This is a genomic window from Herbiconiux sp. A18JL235 (genome assembly GCF_040939305.1).
In the GTDB taxonomy this organism is placed as follows: Bacteria; Actinomycetota; Actinomycetes; order Actinomycetales; family Microbacteriaceae; genus Herbiconiux.
Window position 1 is genome coordinate 979145 of sequence record NZ_CP162511.1, and the last position, 25336, is coordinate 1004480.

21 protein-coding genes are annotated in these 25336 nt (G+C 64.1%); 10 read left to right on the top strand and 11 right to left on the bottom strand.

What is annotated here, in order from left to right:
- Positions 1-95: 95 nt before the first annotated feature.
- The 3 genes from ABFY20_RS04525 to ABFY20_RS04535 are packed head-to-tail and all read left to right on the top strand — an operon-like array spanning position 96 to position 3238.
- Entirely contained in the window at positions 96-959 is an 864-nt protein-coding gene (locus ABFY20_RS04525; RefSeq protein ID WP_368498750.1) for a helix-turn-helix domain-containing protein, read from the top strand.
- Between the two features lie 23 nt (positions 960-982).
- Positions 983-2767, top strand: a complete 1785-nt coding sequence (locus ABFY20_RS04530; protein WP_368498751.1) for an ATP-dependent DNA helicase RecQ — start codon at positions 983-985, stop codon at positions 2765-2767.
- A 54-nt stretch (positions 2768-2821) separates the two neighbouring features.
- A complete protein-coding gene (locus ABFY20_RS04535) occupies positions 2822-3238 on the top strand; it encodes a DUF3021 domain-containing protein (RefSeq protein ID WP_368498752.1) in 417 nt (138 codons plus the stop codon).
- On the opposite strand, the gene ABFY20_RS04540 is transcribed toward ABFY20_RS04535, so the two are convergent.
- Complete coding sequence (locus ABFY20_RS04540; protein ID WP_368498753.1) at positions 3210-3527, bottom strand: hypothetical protein; 318 nt, start codon at positions 3525-3527, stop codon at positions 3210-3212. The genes ABFY20_RS04535 and ABFY20_RS04540 overlap by 29 nt on opposite strands.
- Positions 3528-3783: 256 nt before the next feature.
- Between ABFY20_RS04540 and ABFY20_RS04545 the strand changes: the two genes are divergently transcribed.
- Positions 3784-4350, top strand: coding sequence for a hypothetical protein (locus ABFY20_RS04545; RefSeq protein ID WP_368498754.1), 567 nt, complete (start codon positions 3784-3786; stop codon positions 4348-4350).
- 9 nt (positions 4351-4359) lie between these two features.
- Here ABFY20_RS04545 and ABFY20_RS04550 read toward each other — a convergent pair whose 3' ends face one another.
- The 5 genes from ABFY20_RS04550 to lepB form a co-directional block, all read right to left on the bottom strand.
- Positions 4360-4806 carry a hypothetical protein gene (locus ABFY20_RS04550; protein WP_368498755.1) on the bottom strand — a complete coding sequence of 149 codons (447 nt, stop codon included), beginning with the start codon at positions 4804-4806 and terminating at the stop codon, positions 4360-4362.
- A 34-nt stretch (positions 4807-4840) separates the two neighbouring features.
- Positions 4841-5128 (bottom strand): hypothetical protein, encoded by a 288-nt coding sequence (locus ABFY20_RS04555; protein WP_368498756.1) that lies wholly within the window; start codon positions 5126-5128, stop codon positions 4841-4843.
- Positions 5129-5466: 338 nt separating this feature from the next.
- Positions 5467-6039 (bottom strand): hypothetical protein, encoded by a 573-nt coding sequence (locus ABFY20_RS04560; protein WP_368498757.1) that lies wholly within the window; start codon positions 6037-6039, stop codon positions 5467-5469.
- Positions 6039-6389, bottom strand: a complete 351-nt coding sequence (gene tatA / locus ABFY20_RS04565; RefSeq protein ID WP_368498758.1) for a Sec-independent protein translocase subunit TatA — start codon at positions 6387-6389, stop codon at positions 6039-6041. Before tatA ends, ABFY20_RS04560 begins: the two co-directional genes overlap by 1 nt.
- 62 nt (positions 6390-6451) lie before the next feature.
- Positions 6452-7159 (bottom strand): signal peptidase I, encoded by a 708-nt coding sequence (lepB, locus tag ABFY20_RS04570; protein WP_368498759.1) that lies wholly within the window; start codon positions 7157-7159, stop codon positions 6452-6454.
- A gap of 162 nt (positions 7160-7321) precedes the next feature.
- On the opposite strand from lepB, the gene ABFY20_RS04575 reads away from it, so the two are divergent.
- Together ABFY20_RS04575 and ABFY20_RS04580 are read left to right on the top strand one after the other, a co-directional pair.
- Positions 7322-8023, top strand: a complete 702-nt coding sequence (locus ABFY20_RS04575; RefSeq protein WP_368498760.1) for a hypothetical protein — start codon at positions 7322-7324, stop codon at positions 8021-8023.
- Between the two features lie 695 nt (positions 8024-8718).
- On the top strand, positions 8719-11391 hold the full coding sequence (locus ABFY20_RS04580) for a cell wall-binding repeat-containing protein (RefSeq protein WP_368498761.1): 2673 nt from the start codon (positions 8719-8721) through the stop codon (positions 11389-11391).
- A 495-nt stretch (positions 11392-11886) separates the two neighbouring features.
- Here the strand turns inward: ABFY20_RS04580 and ABFY20_RS04585 are convergent, their stop codons facing one another.
- The 3 genes from ABFY20_RS04585 to ABFY20_RS04595 are packed head-to-tail and all read right to left on the bottom strand — an operon-like array spanning position 11887 to position 15399.
- Positions 11887-12984 (bottom strand): hypothetical protein, encoded by a 1098-nt coding sequence (locus ABFY20_RS04585; protein WP_368498762.1) that lies wholly within the window; start codon positions 12982-12984, stop codon positions 11887-11889.
- Between the two features lie 43 nt (positions 12985-13027).
- Positions 13028-13645, bottom strand: a complete 618-nt coding sequence (locus ABFY20_RS04590; protein WP_368498763.1) for a hypothetical protein — start codon at positions 13643-13645, stop codon at positions 13028-13030.
- A 2-nt stretch (positions 13646-13647) separates the two neighbouring features.
- Positions 13648-15399 (bottom strand): polysaccharide biosynthesis tyrosine autokinase, encoded by a 1752-nt coding sequence (locus ABFY20_RS04595; protein ID WP_368498764.1) that lies wholly within the window; start codon positions 15397-15399, stop codon positions 13648-13650.
- A 98-nt stretch (positions 15400-15497) separates the two neighbouring features.
- Between ABFY20_RS04595 and ABFY20_RS04600 the strand changes: the two genes are divergently transcribed.
- Both ABFY20_RS04600 and ABFY20_RS04605 read left to right on the top strand, forming a co-directional pair.
- Positions 15498-16103: a low molecular weight phosphatase family protein gene (locus ABFY20_RS04600; protein ID WP_368498765.1), complete on the top strand. Its 606-nt coding sequence runs from the start codon at positions 15498-15500 to the stop codon at positions 16101-16103.
- A gap of 53 nt (positions 16104-16156) precedes the next feature.
- Complete coding sequence (locus ABFY20_RS04605; RefSeq protein ID WP_368498766.1) at positions 16157-17632, top strand: sugar transferase; 1476 nt, start codon at positions 16157-16159, stop codon at positions 17630-17632.
- 1030 nt (positions 17633-18662) lie between these two features.
- Here ABFY20_RS04605 and ABFY20_RS04610 read toward each other — a convergent pair.
- Together ABFY20_RS04610 and ABFY20_RS04615 are read right to left on the bottom strand one after the other, a co-directional pair.
- On the bottom strand, positions 18663-20075 hold the full coding sequence (locus tag ABFY20_RS04610) for a polysaccharide biosynthesis tyrosine autokinase (protein ID WP_368498767.1): 1413 nt from the start codon (positions 20073-20075) through the stop codon (positions 18663-18665).
- A gap of 1305 nt (positions 20076-21380) precedes the next feature.
- Positions 21381-21677, bottom strand: a complete 297-nt coding sequence (locus ABFY20_RS04615; RefSeq protein WP_368498768.1) for a PqqD family peptide modification chaperone — start codon at positions 21675-21677, stop codon at positions 21381-21383.
- A gap of 143 nt (positions 21678-21820) precedes the next feature.
- Between ABFY20_RS04615 and ABFY20_RS04620 the strand changes: the two genes are divergently transcribed.
- Positions 21821-22699 carry a nucleotidyltransferase family protein gene (locus ABFY20_RS04620; protein ID WP_368498769.1) on the top strand — a complete coding sequence of 293 codons (879 nt, stop codon included), beginning with the start codon at positions 21821-21823 and terminating at the stop codon, positions 22697-22699.
- Between the two features lie 94 nt (positions 22700-22793).
- The gene (locus tag ABFY20_RS04625) at positions 22794-25325 is read left to right on the top strand and encodes a right-handed parallel beta-helix repeat-containing protein (protein ID WP_368498770.1); all 2532 of its coding nucleotides are present in this window, start codon (positions 22794-22796) and stop codon (positions 25323-25325) included.
- Positions 25326-25336 lie beyond the last annotated feature (11 nt).

Below are 25336 nucleotides of genomic sequence, written 5' to 3' on the forward strand. Positions count from 1 at the left end.
GCGTCGCCTCCCGGGCCTCCCCGGGATCCACGACTGTGCACATCATCAGCAGCGGGAACGGCGATTTCCCACGGGTTCATGAACGGGGTTCATTCATGAGTACGACTGATTCACCACTCCGGAGGTCGCTGGCCGATCTTCCGCGGCCCTCCACGCGCGGCACGATCGCCATCGGCGACACCGAGGTGTCGATGCTCGAGGTGCCGGCCGGCGGCACACCCCTCCGCAAGATCTGCCGCAACACGCCCAGTTCGGTCGAGTTCGTGTTCCCGCTCGACACCACGGTCGTCGTGCGCGACGAAGAGCGGGAGGAGAGCGCGGTGCGGGCCGACGAGGCGCTCGTGCTGATCGGCGCGCGGCGCTACGCGGTGTTCTCCGCTCAGCGCTCGGTGGCGGTCGCGGTGACGGTGCCGCGGCTGGCGGTCGACGAGTACGTGACGGATGCGGGACGCTCGACGATCATCCGCGACTCGGCGGTGCTGGGGCCGGTGAAGAAATTCCTCGGCGGCGTCATGGAGACGCCTGGCGAACTCGAGCGGCTGTCGGCGTACTTCCTCGAGAAGCTGCTGTGGGAGATGACGGCGTCACTGCTGCTGGAGAACCGGGGCGCCGGAGGCATCGCAGCGCCGGCGCCGGGCCTCCTCGACCGGGCGATGGCGCAGATCGCCGCGTACCGCACCGACCAGAGCCTCACCCCGACGGTGCTCGCGCAGAGCCTCAGCATCTCGATGCGGCAGCTGCAGCGCATCTTCTCGAGCATCGGGTCGACGCCGTCACGTGAGATCCGCCGGCACCGCGCCGAGCTCGCCGTGTCGATGCTGAAGAACCCGGCGTTCCGGGTGCTCAACATCACGCAGGTCGCCCACCACAGCGGGTTCGCGGATGCGGCCGATCTGCGGCGGGCGTTCGAGGCGCTGGGCTACTGCACTCCCTCCCAGTTGAGGGCTCGCGGCGCCTGAGCCAGAAGCGATAGCCTCGGCGCGTGGGGGAGACCCGGGCTGGCGGCAAGGCCGAGAAAGCAGCGATCGACGAGCGGATCGCCGCGGTGGCGCGCGACGAGTTCGGATGGGAGACGCTCCGCCCCGGTCAGCTCGTCGCGGTGCGAGCGGTGGTGCAGGGGCACGACGCGCTCGCCGTGATGCCCACCGGGTACGGCAAGTCGGCGATCTACCAGCTCGCCGGTCACCTGCTCGACGGGCCCACGGTCGTGGTGTCGCCGCTCATCTCGCTGCAGGCCGATCAGGTGCGCAGCATCCGTTCCCGCACCGGCGACGGGCGCGAGGCGGTGGCGGTGAACTCGGGGCGCTCGAAGAGGGCGAACGACGAGGCTTGGGTGTGGGTGGCGAACGGGTCGGCGGAGTTCGTCTTCCTCGCCCCCGAGCAGCTGGCGCGAGACGAGGTGGTCGAGCGGTTGCGCGACCTCGGGGTGAGTCTCTTCGTCGTCGACGAGGCGCACTGCGTCACGTCGTGGGGGCGCGATTTCCGGCCGGCCTATCTGCGTCTGGGGGCGGTCATCCGTCGGCTGGGCGGGCCGCGCATCCTCGCCCTCACCGCCACCGGTTCGGCGCCCGTGCGCGACGAGATCGTGCAGCGGCTCGGCCTTCGCGAGCCGGAGGTGTTCGTGCACGGCTTCGATCGGCCGAACATCCGCCTCGCCGTGGAGCGGCACGAGAGTGAGCACGAGAAGGAGCGGGCGGTGCTCGAGCAGGTCACGCGGCTGGCGCCGCCCGGGCTGGTGTATCTCGCCACGCGGGGTGACACCGAGCGGGTCGCCGATGCGCTCGGCGCGACGGGGCTGCGCGCTGCCGCCTACCACGGAGGGCTCGGCGCACGGGAGCGGGCGGAGGTGCACGAGCTCTTCCAGGCGGGCGGGCTCGACGTGGTGGTGGCGACCTCGGCGTTCGGCATGGGGATAGACAAGCCGGATGTGCGGTTCGTCGTGCACGGCGACGTCACGGAGTCGCTCGACAGCTACTACCAGGAGCTCGGGCGGGCGGGCCGCGACGGCGAGCCCGCGTTGGCGACGCTGCACTACCGGCCCGAAGACCTGGGGCTGCGGCGGTTCTTCGCCGGCGGTCGGGTGTCGGAGGAGCGGGTGGGTGACGTGGTGGAGGCGCTGCTCGCGGGTGGCGGTGGCGTCGATGGTTCGGCCGTGCGTTCCGTCTCGGACCTCGTCGAGGCCACGGGCCTACCCGACCGGGCGGTGGAGAACATCGTCAACCTGCTCGTCGAAACCGGGTTGCTCGCAGAGGAGGGGGAGGGGGTCGTGCTCGCCTCCGCGGTGACCCCGGAACAGGCGTTCGACGCCGTCACCTCCGCGCGCGAGCGCCAAGAGCGCATCGACACCTCCCGCATCGTCCTCATGCAGGGGTACGCCGAGACGCGTGGCTGCCGCCGCCAGTTCCTCCTCGGCTACTTCGGCGACGACCTCGCCGCGCCCTGCGGCAACTGCGACGTCTGCACCCGCCGCGGCTGGGGCCCGGGTGGAACGGATGCGCGTCCCGGGCTCAGGGGCGATGGTGCTGCCGGTGTTGCCGACGCCTCGGTGCCGACCCCAGAGGCCGGCGGGCTCCCGGAGGCTGGTGCGCCCACTGCGCCACCGTACGCCGAGGGCGACGACGTCATCCATGTCGCCTGGGGCCCGGGCGAGATCGTCTCCCTCGACGGAGACCGCCTCACCGCCTACTTCCCCGCCCAGGGCTACAAAGTCCTCTCCCTCGACGCCGTCCTCACCCGCGATCTCCTCCGTCCCGCCGCCCCCGAGTAGTGGCAGTGCCCTCCGCCGGCCGCAGGAGAAGCAGCCGCTCGGTAGGCTGGCGCAATGAGACTGCCCGTGAGAGCGACGTTGTTGGCGGGCATCCCTCTGGTGGTGATGTCGACGATCGGTGTGGTGCTGCTGGCCCAGGGCAAGACCGACGACGGGCGGGCGACCCTCGCCGTCGGGGTGATCGTCGCTGCGACGGCCGGCGCATCCGTCGTCTATCAGGTCGAGCGGTGGAGTTTGCGCACGCAGACGGCCGTGCACTTCGCGATCATGCTGGTGACTGTGCTCCCCGCCCTCCTGCTCAGCGGATGGTTCCCGCTCGACACCGCCTGGGGATATCTCGCCGTCGTCGCGACCTTCCTGGCCACGGGTCTCCTGCTCTGGATCGTCTTCTACGTCATTTTCACCAAGCTGGTCCCGAAGAGGGGCGGCGGCGCTGACGGGGTCACCGAGGCTCCGACACGTCCTCGATGAATCCGCGCAGGTCGGCGACGACGTCTTCGAGGTCGACGGAGTTCGCCGCCGCGAGATGAGCCGCGAGCCACGAGATGCACACCACCGCGGCGCCCACGACGTCGCTCGGCTCAGGCTGTTCCCGACCGTCGGGCCTCTCATCCGTGCCCTCGGTCAACGCCTCCAGTGCCACGGCCATCGCCGAGATGTTGGCCTCCATCGACTGGCCGCTGCTCTGCGAGATCACCGCGTCGAGCAAGACCCTCGCGGCCAGAGCACCGAGGCGAGGAATCTGAGCGTCGTCTGTCACCTATCACCCCATGAGAATCGTGGTGATAACCCTACGCTGCGCCCGTGCGCGAGGAAACGGCACGATTATCCGAAAAGCGGCCGATCGATGCCCATTTAGCTCTCAAATCCGCCGACAGTCTGAAAATCACTGTGTCGCCGAATGAAATACCGGCATGCTGGGGTCACGCCCAGCGACCCGTGCGCGAATTGTACACGTGTCGAGTAGTGAGACCCACGCTCTTCGACAGGCGCTGGCCGATACTGGAGACGAACGGATGACCGCATACTCAGGCCCGGAGGCACCCTCGAACGAGCCCGACGGGTTCGATGACGCTCACGATGCCCCGACCGAAGACCAGCGGATGCACGACGCCGCCTCGTGGATGTCCCGCGTCGTCGCCCGCGTGCCCGACCCCAAGGGCCCCCCGCTCCCCGGAATCGTCAGCCCCCTGCAGTTCTCCGCCGAGTTCGCCGTCAATGCGAACTCGGGAATCGTGAGCGTCACCCTCGGCAACGGCCGGGTGCGTCTGAGCGGCGGAGGCCTCGGCCCGTCGTCGGGTGCGCTCCGCATGTCTCTGCGCTGGACGGACGGCTTCCTCGCCCACGGCCTCGTCGTCGACGACGTGCTCGATGGTGGGTGGCGTGTGGTGTCGGTGTCCGACCGCGGCGCCGAGTTCACGGGCCCCTCGCTCGTCGCGAGCGCGCGAGAGGTCGAGGTGCCCACCATCACCATCCTCAAGACGTCGGAGCCCGAGCCCACCGACGAGTTCACGGCCCGCATCTGGGGTGAGGCGCCGGAATGCCGCGGTGCGAGCATCCGCGGCTGGTCCTGCACCGAGTAGCGGCCGCCGTCAGCCTTCGTCGGCCGCGTCTGCCTGCTCGAGGTGAAGCTCACGGAGCCGCCGCAGTGTCGCCCGGTTCACGCTCAGGTTGGTGAGTCCCGTCACCGTCATGACACCGGCCCAGGCCAGCTGCCACCACTTCTGCTGGGAGACGGCGTAGAACGCGAGCGCGATCACCGCGACGAACAGCACACTCGTGACGATCTGACTCACCCGAACCCGCCGCAGCTGCTTCTGCAGCGACGGCGTGACATCGGGGGGCCACGGTTCGCTCCACGTCTGCCGCAGCATCCAGACCACTCCCACCGCCGCCAGGATGCTCGCCCCCACCAGCACCACCGCGCCCAGGATGCTCCACGGCGGGTACACGAGCAGCATGCCCCCGCCCACCGCCAGCACCGCCGCCCCGCCGACGGCCGCCCATCCTGCGGCCCGCGGACTGATTCGGTCGGTCATCGCCGTGCTCGTGCTCGTGCTCGTCGTCGATTCGTCATCCGCCATGGGTGTCGCACTCACTCCGAGCCGCTGCGCCCGCCTCCGACTCAGGGATGCGCTGCGCCCGTTCGAAAGCGCGGAGCCGCACTGCCTGCCACCCGAAGTGGGCCGCGACGACCGCGCATCCGACCGCCAGCAGCCAACCCCACGGTCGCCCCTCGCTATCGACCAACCACAGACTCACGGCGCCGAGGGCGATGACCCCGTTGGCGACGGCCGACCCCGCGAGCCCACGCGACGTGAACCCGCGATCCCAGTACCGATTGCGTGTGCCGACCCCCATGCCTGGACCTTACGACCCCATGCCCGCGCTGCACACCCCTAGCCCTTGCCGCATCGACGTAAGCCTCGAGGACGGAGCGGCGTCGGGGACACGCGCTTTCAGGCTGGCGCTCTCGTCATCGTCACCGCCGTGCGGGGAATGAGAAGGCCCCCTCGCCGGGACTGTTTGGGGCCAGGCCGGCGAGGGGGCGATGTATCTGCGCCACGGAGTGGGTGCTCCGTCGAGGTCGCGACACCGTCGAGACCTTGTGACGTCATCGGGTCCGACCTGACGAATCTATCCGTCCGGTGATCGACGATCATCGAAAAGCGACGAATTCACCCGCCGCCTCACCCTTGTCAGGCGGGCGGGTCGACCGTGACTTCGAGTCCTGAACCGAGGGGGTTCGTCGCCCCACCGATCGTGAAGCTTCCTGCGATGAGGAAGACGGCTCGCCGAGGATTGTCCGCAGCCCACTGGAAGTACAGGGCGATCACCACTGTGGCCCCGGCGGCGACGGTGAGGGGGCCGCTGAGCGTCAGGCCCGACTGGTCGACGTCGGTGAAGCTGAAGGCGAAGTCGTCATTGACGACGTCTCCCAGCTCGCCGTTCGACTCTGCGACCTGGGCTTCGGTCGGGAGGGAGACGGCGTACGACTCGCTCGGGGTGACCTCTGCACCTTCGTCGGTCTGCGTCGCGGTGAGCACGATCGACAGCGTCTCTCCCGAGATGGCTGCGCCCGACGTGTTCGTGATGCGGATGACGCCTGCCACGATGTCGGAGCTGCGCAGCGCGATGAACGCTGCGGCGAAGTCGACGGTGATCGTCGTTCCCGAGGCCGCTGCCAGGGGAGTGCCCACCGCCAGCGCGACCACGGGCACCGACCAGGCGGCACCCTGCAAGACGGTGCGCCGGTCGAGCTCGCCGGTCATTACTTGCTCTCGCCCGTCGCAGAAGCCGGCGCGGGCACCGGAGCCGCGACCGGCTCGGCGGGGGCCGCAGGCGCTGCTGCGGCGGGTGCAGCTGGCGCGGGCGCGGCGGGCGCAGCGGGCGCGGGCGTCGCCGCAACTGCGGGAGCCGGCGTTGCCGCAGTCGGGGGAGTGGCGGTCGTCGCCGTCGACGGGTCTGCGTTCTCCTCCTTCATGGCCTTCGTCTCGTTCTTGAAGATGCGCATCGACTGGCCGAGACTCTTGCTGAGCGCCGGGAGCCTCGTCGCTCCGAACAGCAGCAGAATCACCACCAGAACGATGATCAAGTGCCATCCGTTGAGGTTGCCGAGCATCGGATCCACCCTTTCCGTTGGTCCTCAGGTCGTCGAAGTCTACCCGAGCCGCCTCTCGGAGGTCAGAGAGATCTGAAACTTCCGAACGGGAACACCACCTGGAACACCTTCCCCACCACGCCCGACCGCTCGACCAGCCGCACGCATCCGTCTGTCGTCGCAGGCGCCCCGCGACACAGGGCGATGGAGTCGCTCGAGGCCGAACGATGGTCTCCGAGCACGAAGTACTCGCCTTCCGGAACGGTGTACTCGCCGAAACAGCGCAGGGATGCGGGGGTCGAGTCACAGTCGAGAGTGCCGGCCTCGAAGGGGAGGTTCTCGAACACATAAGTTTCGTCGAGCGGCTGACCGTCGACCAGGATGCGCCCCTCTGCGTCGCAGCACGACACTGTCTGGCCGGGCCCGGCTATCACTCGTTTCACGAGCGTGTGCCGATCGGAAGGGCCGATGCCCACCACGCCGCCGAGCCACCGCACGGCGGCTTTCAGCGGATTCGTCTCGGGCGCCGTCTCGCCATCCCACGCCTCGCTGGCGTCGAACACGATCACGTCGCCCGTGGTCGGCTCGGAACCGAGGTAGGCGAGCCGGTTGACGAGGATGCGGTCGCCCACCTCGAGCGTCTGCTCCATCGACCCGGAGGGTACGTAGTAGAGGCGAACGAGAAAGTTCTGCACGAGCGCGAGCACGATGAAGGCCGCGACGAGGTTCACGAAGGGGTTGCGCGCCAGCCGCCTGAGCTGGCTGGGGCGCTTCGCGGTGGTCGAGCTCACACGAGAACGCTAGCCGATCGAGGCGGTCGATCTCCGGAGGTGATTTCGGGGGTGAAAAGAACCGCCCCTATAAGAGGACTGTGGAGAACTGGCCCTAGCGTCGAATTCGCGACATCTTCGACCCGGTTCGCGACAAGCCCACAACCCACGGGGGATACACCTATGACTCAGAACACTCCTGACTTCCCGAGCTCCGAGGCCACCGAGACCGCACCTCGCGGCCTCACCCGCCGCCAGGTCGCCGTCGGCGCCGCCTGGGCCGCGCCCGTCATCGCGCTCGCTGCTGCCACGCCGCTTGCCGCTGCGAGCGGTGGCGGACCGTCCGACGCGACCTCGATCTCCGGCGCCACCTCGACGGTCAGCACCAACCCGTCGACCGTCGTTCCGGGTGAGTACCCGGGCGTGCAGGTCACCTCGGCCTTCACCAACGGCTACCTGCAGATCAGCAACATCATCGGCACCTGGGAGACGGGTATCCTCCGCCTCGACATCAACAACGCAGCCGGCGGCACCTCCACGGCGCGCTCGATCGTCGACCAGAACGGTGCCACCGTTCCCACCGGCGCCTCGGCCATCGGCCGCACCTACGTTGCTGGCGGCCTCGTGTGGACCGTCACGGCCTCCTCGAGCACCCTCCTCACCCTCACCGCTCCGTCGCAGACCGTCGCGGCCCCCGGCCCGGTCACTTACCCGGCACCGGCGTTCACGGTGAAGGCCACCTACAACGGCACCTGGGAGCAGGACGACGAGGGCCAGTGGCCCGTCTACTCGGCGTCGTACGTCGTCTCGGCGGGCAACGTCGCCGGCGGCGGCGGTGCTACCGGCACCTTCCCGTCCGACCCGTACGCCCCGCCCGTCGGCTGATCGTTTCGATGAAGGCTCCGTCGCGTACACCGCGGCGGAGCCTTCATCGTGTCGTGCCGTTGATCCGCGAAGCTCCCGCTCGGAGTGAAAGCTCCTCGCTCAGATCACTCTGTCGAACGCCGTTGAACGGTCGAGGCTGACGTCTTGCGGGTGCCTCATATTGAGCACAGTTCCACCGCTGATTCCGTGCTTCCAGAATCATTACTAGCTGGCATGAACGTGGGTTGACAGTCTCCTTGTAGCACCGAAGCCGGAGCTGCAAGGCATCTGTGAGCCCATCACGATTGCCATCGTTCCTAAGCTGGCACAGGAGCCACTAACCTGTCACAAAGACACGTGTCGATGGGGGCGGGCGTATGCGAGGTAACACAGGGGCGCGGCGATGGTGGAGCATCGCTGCCGGTAGTTTTAGTGCACTCCTAGTGGCAACGCTGATGTCCGCATCGCCGGCCACCGCGCACACCCTCGAGTCGGAAGCGAACGCGGTTTCGGTGCAGCTGCAAGGAACGGTGACCGGAGGTGGGGTTGATGCGCCACGCCTTGAAGGTGTACGCGTTGTCCTGACGGACAATGCGTATGACTCGGAAGTTGGATCGACTCTGACCTCCGCGTCCGGGCAGTACTCTTTCTCAAACGTCTTGGCCGACGGACGAAGCTTCACTATCACCGCGACGCCTCCAAGCGGTAGTCCGTACGTGGCAACCACAGTGCGCCCGGTTGTACCCGATCCCACGGGCGACAACATCGTCGGCATATCCATGCCGGTCGGTGCGAGTATTCAGGGCACGGTGAGCCTTACGAACGGCGGAAGTCCGGAGGGCGCCATCGTGACCGTGGCAAGGTCATCCCGACCGGTCGCGACGCGCACTGTGCAGGCGGGCGGGGCCTTCAACGTCGTGGGGCTTGCTGCGGGTGATTACCGCGTCAGCGCGACGCTTCCGGGTAACGGGCCGGCCGCGGTCGACGTCCCAGGCGTCGTCCTCGGCCAAGACTATGACGTCGATCTCGAGCTTCAGTCGCCTGGGGTGCTTTCCGGCACAGTCACGTCCTCAGCGGATGGGGAGCCAATCGCCGGCGTCTCAGTCAGTAGAGCCGATCAGACTGCGCAAACGGATAGTGATGGGAACTACGTACTCGCTGGAGCTAAGACCGGTGCGTATACCGTTTACTTCACCGACAACGTCGGAGCATATCTCGACCTCACTACCGCTCCGGTCGCAGTCCAGACCGCGCAGGCGGTAGACCTCGACGTCGAACTCGAGCCGGCAGCGATCATTACAGGAATCGTCAGGGATTCAGCAGGTGCCCCCTTGCCTGGCGTCACGGTGACGAGCGATGAGTTTGGTCGCCCGGCGCAGGCGCTGAGCGATTTCGAGGGACGCTACCGTCTGGCGGGTGTCCCGGCAGGTACTTACCAGCTCGTTGGGCGACCATCCGAGGAGCCAGCAAGTTCCACGAGTGTTGAGACAGCTGGCCCGACAGTGACCGTTGAGCCCGGTCAGACACTGGACGGAGTCGACTTCGCTCTGGACGCCTTCAGTGTGATATCTGGCACTTTGACGCGATCTGCCCCTGTGGAGGGTGACTTGACGAAGTTCTCCGTCATGTTCATCTCGCTGGAGCAGTTCTCGGAAGAGAACCACACGGCGCGGCGCCGAACGGTGCATCCAGACGCTTCCGGCCGCTACGAAATCAAGGTGCCACCGGGCAAGTACCTCATTCGCATCACCCCGCCCTGGAATGGCAACGAGTATGAAACGACATACGACATCAACTGGTGGCAGCACATACGAGGAGATTTCGATTATGAATACCCCGACTCCTCTTTGAGTTCGGGTACGAAGATCCTCGTGGTCGAGCGCAACTCGTCGGCAGACTTGGACCTGAACATCGATAGGGGTAGCCCGTTCTCGACAGTGCCAGACCCGGTCATCCAGGGTAAGGCGACACCCGGAAACACCCTCTCAGTTGCGGCAGGGTCGTGGAGCCCGCAACCCACGACAGTCAAGTACGAATGGCGTCGCGATAATGTTCCGATTCCTGGTGCCACGACACTCACATACGTCGTGACCGATGCCGATGTCGACAGAGAGCTGACCTTCGCCGTGTCGGCGACCCTGGGGTCCGGGCAGGACACCAGGGTGTCGCAGGAGATCATCCCTTCTCGTGAACTCTCGCCGACCCCGGAACCTGTGATCAGTGGCGTGCCGCGAGTCGGAGGTAAGTTGACCGCGAATCCAGGTACCTGGGGACCCGAGCCTGTCTCGCTCGCCTATCAGTGGAATCGTAACGGCGCGGCAATCGGCGGGGCTACGGGGGCGAGCTACACCGTTCAGCAGACCGACGAGGCTCAGAAGATCACCGTTGTGGTCACTGGTAGCAAAGCTGGCTATCCCTCCAAATCGATAACATCGAAGCCAGTAACGATTGAGCGCACAGCGCCGTCGGTGGAGAGAATCGCGGGAGCTGACCGGTACGAGGGTTCCGCCCTCATCTCGAAGACGCTAGCTCCGGACGGTTCGCGTCTCGTGTACGTTGCCAGCGGTGAGATTTTCCCGGATTCACTGAGCGGGTCGGCTATCGCTGCACAGCGCAACGCCCCCCTCCTGCTTGCTACGAGGACATCTGTGCCGGATACTGTCGCGGCGGAGCTCGCGCGTCTTGCGCCGGCCGATGTAGTCGTGCTCGGGGGGGAGAACACACTTACTCCGGCCGTGGTCGATCAGCTGCGCGGCATCGTGCCCGACGCGGTGATTACGCGCATCGGGGGCGCGGACCGCTATGAGATGTCTCGAAACCTCATCGCGCACCCGAAATTCGGAGCCGCCCCCTCTTCAAAGATCTTCGTGGCCACCGGTCGAACGTTCCCCGACGCCCTCAGTGCGTCGCCTGCAGCTGCTTTGCATGACTCGCCGGTGTTGCTCGTCGATGGGACTCAAACCTCACTGAACGATAGCGAAAAGGCGCTTTTGAAGAATCGGGGGGTCACATCGGTTATCACCTTTGGGGGGCCGGCCAGCCTGACTCCCGCCCTCATAACGGGCTTCGCGCGAACCGGGGCATACGTGACCAAGATCACCGGCGCCGACCGGTACGCCGTCTCTCTGAACACCGCTAAGAAATACTTTCCCACGAAGTTTCAGCGTGACACCGCGTATGTCGCAGCCGGAGCCAACTTCCCCGACGCGCTCACAGGCGGCGTCCTAGCGGGATCCGGCAGGGCGGCACCCATCCTCCTCGCGCAGACGCAGTGCGTCGGTTCAGGTGTGAATGACCAGATACTCGGCATGGGTGCCAAAAAGGCTGTCATTCTGGGTGGCCCTAACAGTGTCGCATTCACGCAGTTCCCATTCCCCACGTGTAGCTGATACGCCGCCGAGTCGGGTTCCACCGTCTCCTCAGTAAACTTAGCGACCAGCGCCGCCTCTAGCCGTGACTGCGAGGAGCATGGCGCTGTGGGATGGACCTTGTTGCACGGCTGCTTTGGGCCAACACACTCGCGTCGGATCCTGGGCTGGTCAATCTCGGATCGGGTCACCGCGGAAATCGTCGTCGACGCCCAAGAGATGGCACGCTGGCGTCGCCGTCCCAAGCCTGGGATCTTGGTTCAGGCGGACCGCGGAGCGCAATCCATCAGCTGGCTCTTCGGGCACCGTTTGCGCCTTGCCGTGCTGCTCGGGTCTATGAGTAGAGTCGGCTTAAGCGTCGACAACGCGCGCATCGAGAGCTTCTGGTCGTCTCGATCCTGATCGCATCCCTCTCCCCGTATCTCGCCCTCGCGGTCCTACTTCACTTCGCCGTCTGTTTGGCTATCCGACGGTCAACGAAGTTGTTCGCGGGACGTTGAGGAGATGAGCCACCGCTCAGTGGAGCGCGGTTTCCGATCGAACGAGCCCAGAATCGACCATCTGACTGAGGGCGCTCGTAACCAGGAGTGCGGAGTCCGTGTCTTCCGGCTCGCCGTGGCGGTCGACGACGAATTCAGTGATTTGTGTAGGCGTCCTCGGGCTCACGAGAGCGTCCCAGATGGCGGGCCCTATGCCGTTTAGAACAAGTACGCTGCGCCCCCTCAGCGCTACGTATTCCCCCTCGAGCTCGAGTTGATCTAACACCGTCTCACGAACGAACTCGCCCGCGCCAAGGCGGTGATGAGGCCCATCGTCAGCTATCAGGTTCCAGGATGATTCTCTCGACGGCTTGATGAGATCAGGTACCACAACGGGCACATCATTTGCCTCACGATATCTCAGTCGCCTGACCCCGCCGACGCTATCGATGAGCCCTGCCACGCGCTGGAGAGGGCGTGGCAGCTCGGGGAGATAGCTCAATTCCGGGACGAGCGACACAAGCGCGTCCCGCATCGAGACGTCGCTGACCTCCGGCGGACCGGTGTAAGTTTCGCTCCGGTCGAGCAGCACAATCGCTGCTATACGGAGTGCGGTTGAGGGAATCGGCAGGAGGTCGAGCTCGCCCGGGGCGATCTGAGTCTTGACCTGCGGCGCTGCTCGATCCTCGATGATCGAGAGGGGCTTCCGATAAGGATAGACAATACCGTTCGAATCAATTCCGACCGTTTCGTCAGTGACGTAGCCGTAGTGTCTACCGAGTGCTCGCGCCAGGGTCGTCTTGCCTCGCCCTGAGGGGCCGACGAATGCAACGACACGACCGTCTGGTAAAGCCACACCACAGGCGTGAATCATGACCAGATCGGACTTACGCTGTTCGATCGCGGTCAGCGTCACGCGGGTCGACAATGCGGCAGCCAACGAACTGAAGTCCTGCGCAGTCACGTCTGCCGACGCGGGGGCTAACGCGGCCGAGATCGAGGTCTCAGCAGGCTCATGTGTCAGAGTCGATGCCCACAGCTCCGAAAGCCGGTTCGCGTCGTCTTCGGAGATGCTCTTCTCGAACTGGAGACCAACCACGGCCCCTAGCGCACTGATTGCAATGGCCCCGTCCATTTCGTCAGAATATCTCATACGCAACGGCGACCAGCGGCACCGGCTACTTACCTGTCGATGAGGCAACGAGGCGGGCTGACAGACGCTGCGAGAGACCCGCGATCTCCGATCCGACACGTTCGTGAGTCTCGATCGAGCGTCGGTAGGGATCGTCGATGTCGCGTTTGGAATCACGCGGTATGAGAGACCGATTGTTGAAAGCGTCTATGGCGACGTCGAAAAGCGATCTCCCAGACTCTTCATCCACCGGTGGAACCGAATCCGGTAGCTGCTCGAGTATCTCCACGAACTCGGCGAACGTGAAGGCGCGCTTCATGGTGCTTGGATACTCGACGACGAGTTCATTGAGTTGCGCCACCGTCATCGTGAGAATGAGAGAGGCCGAATCTGCGATCGAGCTGTCGATCTGACGCGCTACATGAGCAGGATCTGCACCATGGCGCTGAGCGATGAGAGCGGGCATCGTGTCCATCGAGGAACCCACGACGGCGTGCAGTCCGGCACTTGACGTGAGTAGTTGCGGCAGACTACCCGCCTCATCGAGGCGAGTAGCGACGAGCTTTTCTGCTAACGGCGAGCGACAGATGTTACCCGTGCATACGAACAAGACCAGGGGCGGCCCTTCAGGTGCCTGCGGCCTGGCGAAGGGGTTACCGAACATTCTCAGGTATTCCTGGATCGCGCGCGCAGTTCGCGTCGAGTGGAGGGTCGCTCGGAGCCGGAAGGCGCGACGAGATCAATGGCGCCCGGCATGGACGTAGCCGAATCGATGATCCCTGCGCCCGAAACCAGCTCGTCGAACTCGAGGGCCGATGGTTCTCTCAGGTGGCTGTCCCGCTCGTGCGTTGGCTGCGGGGCTTCCGTGGGTGCACCAGCCTCTGCGGATGCCGGCGGTCGTGCACTGGTCACGGGGGTATGGGAGGTTTCCGCGGACTCGTCAGCGTTCGGTCGGCTGCTGTAATCGCCTCGGTACCCGTAGTACCCATAACCCGAACCAAGGCCGCGCCGGGGTACGCGGTTCAGAATGATGCCCAGCGCCTGCCCGTTCGCTCGTTCGAGGTTTTGGATGGCTTTGGAAAGGGCCTCGAACGTCGTCTTTCCGACACTGGCCACGACAAGCGCGCCGTCGGTGTTGTGCGTGAGGATCGCAGCATCCGTCACGGGGATGAGAGGCGGGGCGTCGATCAACACGATGGCATGCTCTGACAACTCGGCAAGCAGTGCGTGCATGCGTTCCGAGCCTAGGAGCTCGCTCGGATTGGGAGGGGTCTTACCTGCCGCGAGGATGAACAGCTTGCCCGAAGTGCCCCAGGGCTGCAGGACGTCTGCGATGTCAGATCGACCTGCGAGTACTTCCGTGAGACCAGCACCTCCAACCAGATTGAAGGTCTTCGACACTGTAGGCCGGCGCAGGTCGGCATCGACCAGCACGACCTGCTGACCTCCGGCCGCCAATGCGATCGCCAGGTTCGCGATCGTCGTCGACTTCCCGTCGCCAGGCAAGGGGCTGGTGACGACGATAACCCGGGGTGGATTGTCGACGTTCATGTACTGCAGGTTTGTGCGCAACTCGCGGAGCGCCTCGGCCACAGCCACGTCGTCGTCATCGTCGCGTGAGTAGTCGGTGGCTCCATCCATCGCCACGAGCCTGTCCTCGTCGGTGAACCGCCTGTCGATCGGAATGCTTCCCACGACAGAGACATCGAACTCCTTTTCCACAGCGTCGGCGCTGCGAATGCGGCGGTCGAGTGCGTGGCGGATGAATACGTAGATGAGAGCGAGCACGAGACCCGCCACGAGGCCGATGGCTACAGACAGGCGAGTGTTGGGCGAGGTGGGCGAGGAAGGCAGCACAGCAGAGTCGAGAGGTACGAGCTGAACGATGCTGGCACCGCTGGAGGCAGATCCCTCGATCTCGGTGATCTGCTGAGCGATGCCGCGCAACCACGCCTCCGCAAGGTCGCGTGCTTCTGTCGGAGACGGCCCAGTTGCAGAAACCTTGATCAGAACGGTGTTCGAGGGGTTCGTCACGGTGATGCGTCCTACGAGGCCCTCAGGAGACACCCCGCTGAGTCCGAGGTCGTCGATGGCGTACTGCGCCACCGCTCGTGACTGTCCGATGTCGATGTAGGATTTCACCTTCGATTCAGCGAGGTTGTTTCCGACGAGGGCGTTGCCGGTATCGGTGTTGTTGCCCGCGGAGACATAACCGCTCGAGTCCGCTGTGTAGACCTTCGGCTGGAAGAGGGTCCATCCAAATGCAACAGCGCCGCCCAGGATCGTAATGGCGATGATCATCAGCCAATGTGCCCTCAGCACTGGAAGATATGAGCGCAGCTCCATGTGATCCCTCGAATCGGCGGGAGGCAGACCTCCCAGCGTGCACGTCGCGCATCGAAATGCGGTTCGCACCATCCTACGGTTTGGAGCTCCGCCACGTCAGCCGGGCGACCCCGGGTTGCCCGTAGGATGGGCCGTTCACGCATGCGAACAAAACGCTGGGAGACGGCACTGTGGATTCAATCAGGGTTCTGACGGTCTGTTCGGGAAACATCTGTCGATCGCCGCTCGCTCAACTGATGATCTCGAGCAGACTATCCGGCCTGGACTCTTTTGTCGTCACGAGTGCCGGCACGGTCGCCCGTGACGGGGATCCGATGCCGGATCCGGCTCAGGAGCTCGCCATCGAGTACGGCGTCGACCCGACCACCCACCGGGCCACCTATCTCACTGAAAGCATCGTGTCCGATTCGGACCTCATCCTGGCCATGTCGCGCTCGCATCGCAGCCAGATTGTGCGTTATGACCCGCGCAAGATCTCACGAACCTTCACACTTCGTGAATTCGCGCGGCTCTCTGGTCGCGTGGGTGATGAGGAGGTTCGGGCAGTAGCTACAGCGCCCGACGTTCGCGGGCGCTTTGAGGCAGTGATGGCACGTCTCGTTGCGGAGAAGGCCGGAGCGATGCCTGCGATCCCCGACGAAGATGATGTTGTGGACCCCTATCGCAAAGATCGGGCGACCTACGTCCGTTCGGGCCTCGAGATTGCACCAGCCGTCGAGGAAGTGGCACGGGTGCTCCGTCTGGCGGCGTATCCTCTAGGAGGAGAAAGCGCGTAAGCGCTCCGGAGCTGAACGGCCAGTTTGCACGCACGGACATGCTTGGGGGATCTATGACGGTTGCGACGCACCGCGTCAACGCAACTGAATCGCGACACGATTGGCGGCAGGACTACAGTCGGCGCCTCAGCCTGTCGGATTTCATCGTCATCGTCGTGGCGGTCGTGGCAACCCAACTCATCTGGTTCGGCCCGTCGGCCGACGAGGTCCGGTTCCGAACCAACCTGAGCTTTCTGGCTGTCAGCTACACGGCCGTCTCGGTAATACTTGCGATCTGCTGGACCGCCATCCTCGGTATCATCGGATCCCGTAGCGACCGAATCGTCGGCACCGGAACAGCTGAATATCGTCTGGTGGTCGACGGCAGTCTGCGCATCTTCGGTCTTCTCGCGATCATCGCGTTCTTGTTCCAGATCGACTTCAGTCGAGGCTACTTCATCGTCGCGCTGCCATTGGGAACGATCGCTCTTGTCGTCGTCCGATGGGGGTGGCGCCAATGGCTGAACCGCCACCGCGCAAAGGGAGAATACTCCGCTCAGGTCCTGCTCGTAGGCTCTGAGGTATCGGTGCTGCACACCGCACGCGAACTGGCGCGTCACCCGCAGGCTGGATACAACGTCGTAGGAGCCTGCGTGCCGAGCGGACGTGTCGCGGACTACTTACCAAGTACCCAGATACCCGTTGCGGGAAGCGTCGAACGCGTCGATCGAGCGATCGCAGCGACCGGAGCCGACACGATCGTCATCACGAGCTCGGACGAGCTGTCTCCCGACAAGATCAGACAGCTCAGCTGGTCACTTGAACCGGGTCGCCAGCATCTTGTGGTTGCCCCGAGTCTCACGGACATAGGTGGCCCCCGCATTCACACTCGCCCCGTTGCGGGTCTCCCACTTATCCATGTCGAAACGCCCCGCTATGAAGGGTTCAAGCGGTATCAGAAGCGGATTTTCGATTTCCTTGCATCTGGCGCGTTGATCATCATCGCCCTTCCTGTGCTCGTTCTGATCGCCCTTTTGATCCGCCTCACGTCGCCTGGCCCGGTGTTGTTCAAGCAGGAGAGGGTCGGGTTAAATGGAACGAAGTTCAGCATGCTGAAGTTCCGCTCGATGGTCACGAACGCCGACGCGCTCATCGAGGATCTCAAGACCGCAGAGCGCACGGAGGGGAACACGGTTCTCTTCAAGATGAAGGACGACCCTCGTGTCACACGCGTCGGTCGTGTGCTTCGGAAGTTCAGCCTTGACGAGCTACCACAACTCTTCAATGTGCTGCGAGGCGACATGTCGCTCATCGGGCCCCGCCCGCCCCTGCAGCGTGAGGTCGAACTCTACGAGACGCATGTGCATCGCCGATTCCTCATGAAACCGGGCATCACCGGTCTTTGGCAAGTCAGCGGCCGGTCGGATCTGTCCTGGGAAGACTCCGTTCGCCTTGACCTCTACTACGTCGAGAACTGGTCCATCGTGGGCGACTTCATCATCTTGTTGAAGACCGTCCGGGCGGTCTTCGCTGGAAGCGGCGCTTACTGATGTGTGGGAGATTGCCCGACTGAGGCGGGTCTATCCCTCATCATTGCCATGTCGCGCCAACGTCCGTCGACCGGCGCACTGAACTCCCCGACCACAGCCAGATTGCCTGTTGATTGCCTGAGATCGCGACGTCACGGCTGATGTTGCCCGTCTCGGCGCATCGCGACACGCGAGAGGCCGTCGTAGAAGCTTGCTGCGGTAGGTACCCAACGACGAGGCCGATGCAGCTCGGATCGGTCGATGATGCTGCGAAAAGGTATCCGTTTGACCCCGATCCGAGCGCGAGCACCCCGCCGTCGAGCGGGGTGGAAGACTGCCAGGTCGCCCCCGCGTCGTTGGTCCGCGCGATCGCACCGTCAGAGCACAGCGCTGCCGCCGATGAGGTGTCCGTCCCCGCCACAGAAACCGCCAGTTCACAGGGCGCCGAGGCCGTGCCCCCCGGTCCACGCACGATCGACGGGTCCGCAGCGTCTACGTACCAGTCATCGCCGAGGCGATCGGGGTATGCAGCCCATTGGCTGCCCTCCGTCGTCGTGCCCACCCATGTTGGCGCGCATGTGTCTTTGTCCAAAGCGATGGTGTGAGCCGAACTCGAGTCGGCCCCGGCCAGCAGCGTCAAAGGCCCGGATAGTCCACCCTGAGTTCCGAGGTCGAAACCATTCCAACTCTGACCACCATTGGAGGATCGTTCAATCACCGCGTCGGAAACGGGGCAGTCTCCGATGTCCGCTCTCCACGCCGTGTTCGAATCGAACGCAGAAATCGTTCGCGTCGCCCGACCGAGGGGTTCTGCCTCGACTGTGCGGCTGGGGGTGGGTGCACTCGAGAGGCTCGGTGTGTAGGCCGCGGCTGTGCTGGGGGCCGAGGGGTTCGACGACATCGCCGCGGTCACTAATGCAATGTCAACCACGACGAACGCGCAGATGGCCGCCGTCCCCACCAAGACCTTTACACGCCTGACGGAGTTCGGGTTCCGAGTACCTGGCAAGTCGGCCTTCCTCAGTTTGGTGGGGGTCCTACGACAGAGGGGCTACTTGCGGCCGCGTCGCGGCCTCGACTGTGGCATGACCTCAGCGGGCTCGCTCGCGCCACCGTAGTAGCTGTACTCGCCGCCCCCGTAGGCGTCGGGCCCCTTGCTCGGGAGCATGGTCATGATGATTCCGATGACTTTGCTGTTGGTCTGGTGGAGGTTCCGGATGCCGGCAACGACCTCGGTCTTCTTCACCTTGCCCGCCGCGGCCACGACGATCGCACCCGCGGTCAGGTTGCTGAGCACAGCAGCGTCGGTGACGGGCAAGAGCGGAGGTGAATCCAGAAGGACGTAGTCAACCTGGTCGTTCAGAGCTTGGAGCAACCCGACCATGGCCTCGGACCCCAGCAGTTCGCTCGGATTCGGGGGAACCTGCCCTGCGGGAAGGACGAACAGGTCCTTAGTGCCCCAGCGTTGCAAGACGTCCCCGAGGGCTGCCCTTCCGATGAGTACGTCGGTAAGTCCCACCGCACCCTCGAGGCCCATGTATTCGGCCAGCCTCGGCAGCCGCAGGTCAGCATCGACAAGGACGACACGCGCCCCCGTTTCCGCCAGGGCGAGCGCGAGATTCGCGGTAGTCGTGCTCTTACCTTCACCGGGGATAGACGATGTGACGACGAAGGCACGATTGTCATGATCGAGGTTGACGAATCGCAGATTGGTTCGGAGCGCTCGGAAAGACTCGGCCCGGGGGTTTCGGGGGTCACTCTGCACGATCAGTGGGGACTTCGTTGCCTCGGGATCGTACGTCGTGCCTCCGAGGATCGGGACGTCAGTCAATGCTTCGATATCGTGGCGGCCATGGACCCGAGTGTCGAGGGCTGAACGCAGGAACGCCGCACCGATGCCGATGACCAGGCCTAGCAGGGCCCCGATCCCGATATTCGATGCGAGGTTAGGACTCGCCGGCTGGCTCGCAGGCTCGGCAGGCTGGATCGTTTGCACTTTGACTAGGCTCGGCCCGCCGCCTGTGGGCTCCTCGAGGTCATTGGCTACCTTCTGAAAACTGTCAGCCGTTGCATTCGCGATGTTCGCGGCCACCTGGGGGTCGGGGTCGGTCGCGATGATGCTGATGATCGTCGTGCCGGATGTTGCGGCAGCTGAGATCTTCGACTCCAGCGAAGCAGCAGTGGTGTCCAAGCCCAACTGCTCGATCACAGGGTCCAGCACAGCGGGGCTGCTGACGACGGCCACGTAAGACGAGACCTTTTGCTGGGCGTAGCTGTTTCCCTGAATCAACTCTCCAGGACTTGACGAGTCGGTTTGGACGGAAACAAAGATGCGCGTCTGAGATTGGTACTGCGGCGTAGCGACAATGGCGAGCGCCGAGCCGACTGCCACGCCCAAAAGTAGACCGACGACAATGAGTACCCAACCCTTGCGAAGTACGCGAAGGTAGTCTTGCAAAGTCACGATTGGTTGCCTCTCGTCATCGACATCATGCGGAAATCGCAAACCGTTCCGTCACATCACGAGCCCGCATCCCCAGGCCGATTGTTTCACATTAGGTGCGTCGATCATGAATCCGCGGACGACGGTCGTCGAGTGAGCCGAAGGCCCGCAGGGGCTCCTGGTAGGATTTCAGCCTGGCGAGTTCGCCAGTCGGGGAGGGCATTGCGCATGGTCGCCGTACATCAGAGCGTGGTCCGGGGTTTGACGATCGCCGTCGTGACCGCTGGAGTGGTCGCGCTCCCCATGCTTCCTGTCATGGCGTCCGCATCGACACTCGCGGAGGTCGTGGTACCGCCCGTAGAGGTCGTGGTGCCTACAGTGGCTCCTGAGGAGCCGGTACCTTCGCCTGAGCCCACTGCCGTGCCGGAACCCGAACCGACCGCGACGCCTGAGCCATCCGAGCCGCCCGCGCCCGAGCCGACAGAGGTACCCGTGCCGGTGCCCGATGAACCAACTGAGGCCCCGGTTCAGCCCGCCCTTCCTGAGGAGCCTATCGAAGAGCCGGCAGAGGAGTACTACGAGGGCCCATCGGAGGAGGAGCAGATTGCTCCGCCACCTGTGGTGACTCCAACGCCGACACCGACCCCGACGCCGACACCTATTCCCGCAGTTGACATCTTCGCACCCTTCTACCCGCCATCGACCGGGGCCGCCCGGGATCTCCTGCCCTTGATCCTGGGCGGCATAGCGGCCGGCCTCGTCGTTGCTTTAGCGGCAGTATCGTTCGTTATTTCTCGGTGGAGGATCGCCAGACTCCGTTCGTCAATCCTTGTCTCGGCTGCACCCACTGATTCCGACTTCGTGAGATCGACGCGGCGGACTCATAACGCGCCACCTCGCGCCCTCGACATCTCTGGTCTTCTGACGAATCGAGTCGTCGATGTGGTTCCCGACATAAAACTCGATCTGGGTGGGCGGGAGCGAACTCGCGGAGCTGCCGCTCCGGCGTCCGCCGCGCAGTTTGCGTGGCCATTCACCGCCTCGAAACGTTCGAATGCCTCTCCGGCACGGGAACCCCAGCTGGGCTTGAGTGGTGTATTCGACGGGGCGCCGCTTCGAAAGGCGACGGTGGGTGCCAGCATTCTGGAACGACTCGCGCTGCCGACTCAGATGACTTCACGGCTCGAATCCGCTGTACGGCCTACTTTCTCGTGGTCCGCTCCCCGCATGGCTGCGAGCGCAACCCCGGATTTGCGTCTGGGCTTCCCTGCGGCGTATGCGAAGAGCGACCAGAGCGTTATTCGGACTGCATCCCCGGGCGCGCGTTCACTCCCGTTCGACGAGTAGGCGTGACCCCAGCTCGCCGAGGTACGACGTGATCTGGAGACGCGCAGCCTCGTGTTCGACCCCGAATGCGGACGTTATCGTGCCGACGATCTCTTCGACCGTCGACCAGACAACCAAGCATTCCCAAATCGTCAGTCCGCTGCCGCTGATCAGCACCGGTGTCGGGTTCTTTGAATCCACCTGCAGTACGTAAACACCATCTGGCGTCGTTACGCTCGCCACCGTCTGTGACTGCCTCCACCGGACCATCGCTGCAGAGTCCGGTCTCGTGGGCATCTCCTGAGGCTACCAAGGAACTCATAACGAGGATGCGCTAGCCTGAGGCGATGAGCGGGGTACATTGTGAGGCGCCTCGTTTTCGCTGTCACCAGGTTCTGCGGTAGCCCTTGGAGACACATCTCCTTCCCCAGTCGGTCGCCGTGGAGCTTGCTGCAGCCCTGGCTTCCCATGTGGCTGCACGCGCGTCGATCGAGCTGCTCGTCATCAAAGGCCCTGTTCTTGCCGCTCAGGGTCTGCGAGCCCCGCGGATCTACGCCGACATCGACGTCTGGGTTCCGCAATCAGACGCCGAGCGATTTGTGGATCTCCTCGGTGATCAGGGGTGGCATGAACGGGGCCCGAGCTGGTTTCTCGAGAGGGTGGGTAGCCATTCCTTCACCTTGATTCACGACGCGTGGCCCTGCGACATCGATATTCACGTCCGCTTCCCAGGAATGCTGGCACCCGACGACGTGGTGTTCGGTGAACTGTGGCGCACACGATCGGAAGTCTCGCTTGCAGGGCGAGAAGTTCAGGCCACCGGGCGAGCCGCCAGCGTGGTGATCCTGGCGCTGCACTCACTTCGACAGATCTGGGACGTTGCGCGGAAGAGTGAGCTCGATCAGCTGATCGACCGTGTGAAAGACGACGCAGAGCTGATCGAGGCGGTGAGGCGACTGGCCAGCATCGTCGGTGCCAACGAAACCCTGGCGCCTCTCTTTGAAGCTCTCGGAGTGAAGACGCTGACGGGTTTCGCCCCCGATCCTCGTGCGTTGCGCGCATGGGACGGTCGCCGCGCTCATCATTCGAGAACTGGCCAGTGGCTCGAGTTCTTGACCAAGACACCGCGGCGCGCTCGCGCGCATGAGTTCTGGATGATCATCTGGCCACCGCGTGAGCTGTACCTTCAAGATCATCCGGACGCGCCTGATGATCGCGCCCACTTGTTCATAGCGCGACTGCGTCGTCTGCTCAAGGGCGCTAACGGTGTGATGAGGATTGCCATCCAGAAGGTCAGGACAAGAGGGTCAGCCTCCTGACATTGGTGCTCCACCGGAAGTCTGGCGACAGTCATCTGTGCGGATTCCGCGGAGGTGACGTACGATCAGAGAAGTGTGATTGGGGTCACCAAATATGAATAGTGCATTTTCTCGACGAATTTTTTTGTCTGCTTCGGTTTTGGGTGCCGCGACGATCGCGGTCGAAGCAGTCGCACCTCCGATGAGGGTCAGTGCCGCGACGCTTTCGACTCTTCCCGAGCTATCGGGTACGAGCGCTGACGCGACTGCAGCCCTCGCGCGCTATCTCGCGGGCGCTGGTTCGAACGCCACAATCGTCGGCGACTACTTCATTGATGCTGAGCTACCCCTACCGCATTCCGTGACGTCTTTGCAGATCCCTAGTGGGTCACGCTTGAAAGTGCGCGGGAATCATGCGGGATTGACTCGGGCTGGCACTGTGACATTCCGTGAACTCCTGGCGTCCAATGTTGCCCAGGACGCGACGGGTGTCGTCGCAGCGTCGCCGGGTGCCTACAAGGTCGGCGAGTACATTTTGGTGACGACTTACGACGTCGTGCCGAAATCACCCGACAAGTACGGATACCTCCGACGAGTCTCCGCTGTCAGCGGTAGTCAAGTCGCGCTCGATAAGGCCATTCCGAGACCGATGACGCTCCAGCCGCGAACTGCGGCCGTGTCTCTTGCGCCGTCGGTGCGGATCTGGGGAGCGGGAGAGATTCTGAGTACAGACCCCCTGGTTTCGAGGAGTCCGCTTATCGCGTTCTTCGCGGTCGATAACCCCGTGGTGGAAGGGGTGTCTCTCCACGACTCGGGCGGAACCGGCGTCAACGTGGCTCACTCGCTCAACGGTGCGATCGACTGCACCATTTCAGATCTCCGAGACGACGGGACCGACTATTTCGGGTACGGGGTGAACGTTACCGGGGCGACTCGTGGGCTGACCGTCAAAGGCACCATCTCGCGCGTGCGGCACGCAGTCACCACGAACGCGGGCCCTCAGGTCACAGGGATCGGCCCAGCGGGTGAACCCGAGGATTGTCGTTTCGAGCCAGTCGTGTCGAACTGCAGCGACAAGTCGATCGATACCCATCGAGTCGGCTGGAACACGACAATCGTTCCGAACATCGTGGGCGGTAAGGGTGGAGTGCAGATCAGAGCCGACAACACACGCGTGATCGGTGGCACCATCAACGCGAGCTCGGGCCCAGGTATCGCGATCTCGGACGTCGTGGGAGTGGCAGCGACCGTTTCGGGCGTGTCCATCAGCAACCTGAAGGCTTCAGGTACCGCGCTCCTGTGCAAAGCGCCCGTCAATGCGACCGATGTAAAAATTCGTGACTGCTACGGCACCAACATCGTGCTCGCGAATAACTCGACGGTCACAGGAGGATCCATCAGCGCCGGTGGAAACGTAGGCGTGCAATTCCTCGGCAGCAACAACACAGTTCGCGGCATTCAGCTGGGCGCATCGGTGACGACGCCGTACATCGAGGCTTCCGGTGCGACCAACAACGTGTTCGAGCCTTCTCCCCCTACGGACATCGAGGCGTTGCCCGCGCCGAAAGCTGTCACGGCGCCTGGCATCTCCGGCACGCCTTCGGTAGGGAGTCAACTCCGAGCCAGCACAGGCTCGTGGGACGTTGCCGGGGTGGTCTTCACCTACACGTGGCTCCGAAACGGCGTGGAGATCACGGGTGCCATTGCGAGGACCCATCCGAAGTACGACATCATCAGCGTCGACATGGGGAAGACGCTCACCGTGAAAGTCATGGCTGATCGTGTCGGATATGCGCAAGGAGTTTCTCTTTCTGAGGCGGTCCCCGTGGCCCAGGGCCCAGCACTTCAAGCCACGACAGCCCCCGTCATGAGTGGGACAGGGGAGATCGGGACGTGGCTCAGTGTCACGAAGGGAACCTGGACCCCCGCAGCGCAAAGTTGGAGCTACGCGTGGCTCGTCGAGGGTGTCGAACAGGCTGGGCTGACCGCGGATCGTGTTCAAATCCGATCGTCATGGGCAGGGAAGTCCGTGGCGGTGAGAGTCACAGCGACCCGAACCGGTTGGGCTTCCGGGTCGGTCACCACTTCGGCAAAGCGTATGGCGGGGGCTGCGATAACTAATACCGCCAAGCCCGTCATTTCCGGTACGCCGAAAGTCGGATCCTTCATCACAGTTTCCAACGGCTCATGGAACCCCTACCCGAGCGGCTGGGCGGTCACTTGGCTCGTCAACGGTGCAGTCGTCTCCGGGCTCACCACGTCTCGTGTGCAGGTGCGCTCTGACTGGTCGGGGAAGCAGGTGTCGGCGAAGGTCACCGCATCGAAACCTGGCTGGACCGCCTCCACTGCTGAGAGCGCGAAAATAACGATCGAGGCTGCGCCGCTCGTCAACAAGACACGCCCCTCCCTCAGCGGCACGGGCAAGGTAGGTTCATTTCTGACTGTCGCGTACGGCAGCTGGTCGCCCTCCGCAACTTCTCACACGGTCGCCTGGTACGTGAACGGTGCCCTCGTGTCGGGTCTCACAACGACACGGGTTCAGGTCATGAGCGCCTGGAAGGCCAAGTCAATCGTCGCGAAGGTCACCGCGAAGCGTGCCGGTTTCACTAGCGCCTCGTCGTCGACCCAACCATTGATCGCTAGCTGATGACCCCCTAG

Bases quoted from the DNA above. Each gene is read 5' to 3' on its own strand.
- ABFY20_RS04555 (WP_368498756.1), bottom strand. From the start codon at position 5,128: ATGGGGGTCGGCACACGCAATCGGTACTGGGATCGCGGGTTCACGTCG.
- ABFY20_RS04615 (WP_368498768.1), bottom strand. From the start codon at position 21,677: ATGCCCACGAGACCGGACTCTGCAGCGATGGTCCGGTGGAGGCAGTCA.
- ABFY20_RS04535 (WP_368498752.1), top strand. From the start codon at position 2,822: ATGAGACTGCCCGTGAGAGCGACGTTGTTGGCGGGCATCCCTCTGGTG.
- ABFY20_RS04575 (WP_368498760.1), top strand. From the start codon at position 7,322: ATGACTCAGAACACTCCTGACTTCCCGAGCTCCGAGGCCACCGAGACC.
- ABFY20_RS04525 (WP_368498750.1), top strand. From the start codon at position 96: ATGAGTACGACTGATTCACCACTCCGGAGGTCGCTGGCCGATCTTCCG.
- ABFY20_RS04595 (WP_368498764.1), bottom strand. From the start codon at position 15,399: ATGGTGCGAACCGCATTTCGATGCGCGACGTGCACGCTGGGAGGTCTG.
- ABFY20_RS04545 (WP_368498754.1), top strand. From the start codon at position 3,784: ATGACCGCATACTCAGGCCCGGAGGCACCCTCGAACGAGCCCGACGGG.
- ABFY20_RS04590 (WP_368498763.1), bottom strand. From the start codon at position 13,645: ATGTTCGGTAACCCCTTCGCCAGGCCGCAGGCACCTGAAGGGCCGCCC.
- ABFY20_RS04605 (WP_368498766.1), top strand. From the start codon at position 16,157: ATGACGGTTGCGACGCACCGCGTCAACGCAACTGAATCGCGACACGAT.
- ABFY20_RS04625 (WP_368498770.1), top strand. From the start codon at position 22,794: ATGAATAGTGCATTTTCTCGACGAATTTTTTTGTCTGCTTCGGTTTTG.
- ABFY20_RS04560 (WP_368498757.1), bottom strand. From the start codon at position 6,039: ATGACCGGCGAGCTCGACCGGCGCACCGTCTTGCAGGGTGCCGCCTGG.
- tatA (WP_368498758.1), bottom strand. From the start codon at position 6,389: ATGCTCGGCAACCTCAACGGATGGCACTTGATCATCGTTCTGGTGGTG.
- ABFY20_RS04550 (WP_368498755.1), bottom strand. From the start codon at position 4,806: ATGACCGACCGAATCAGTCCGCGGGCCGCAGGATGGGCGGCCGTCGGC.
- ABFY20_RS04585 (WP_368498762.1), bottom strand. From the start codon at position 12,984: ATGGACGGGGCCATTGCAATCAGTGCGCTAGGGGCCGTGGTTGGTCTC.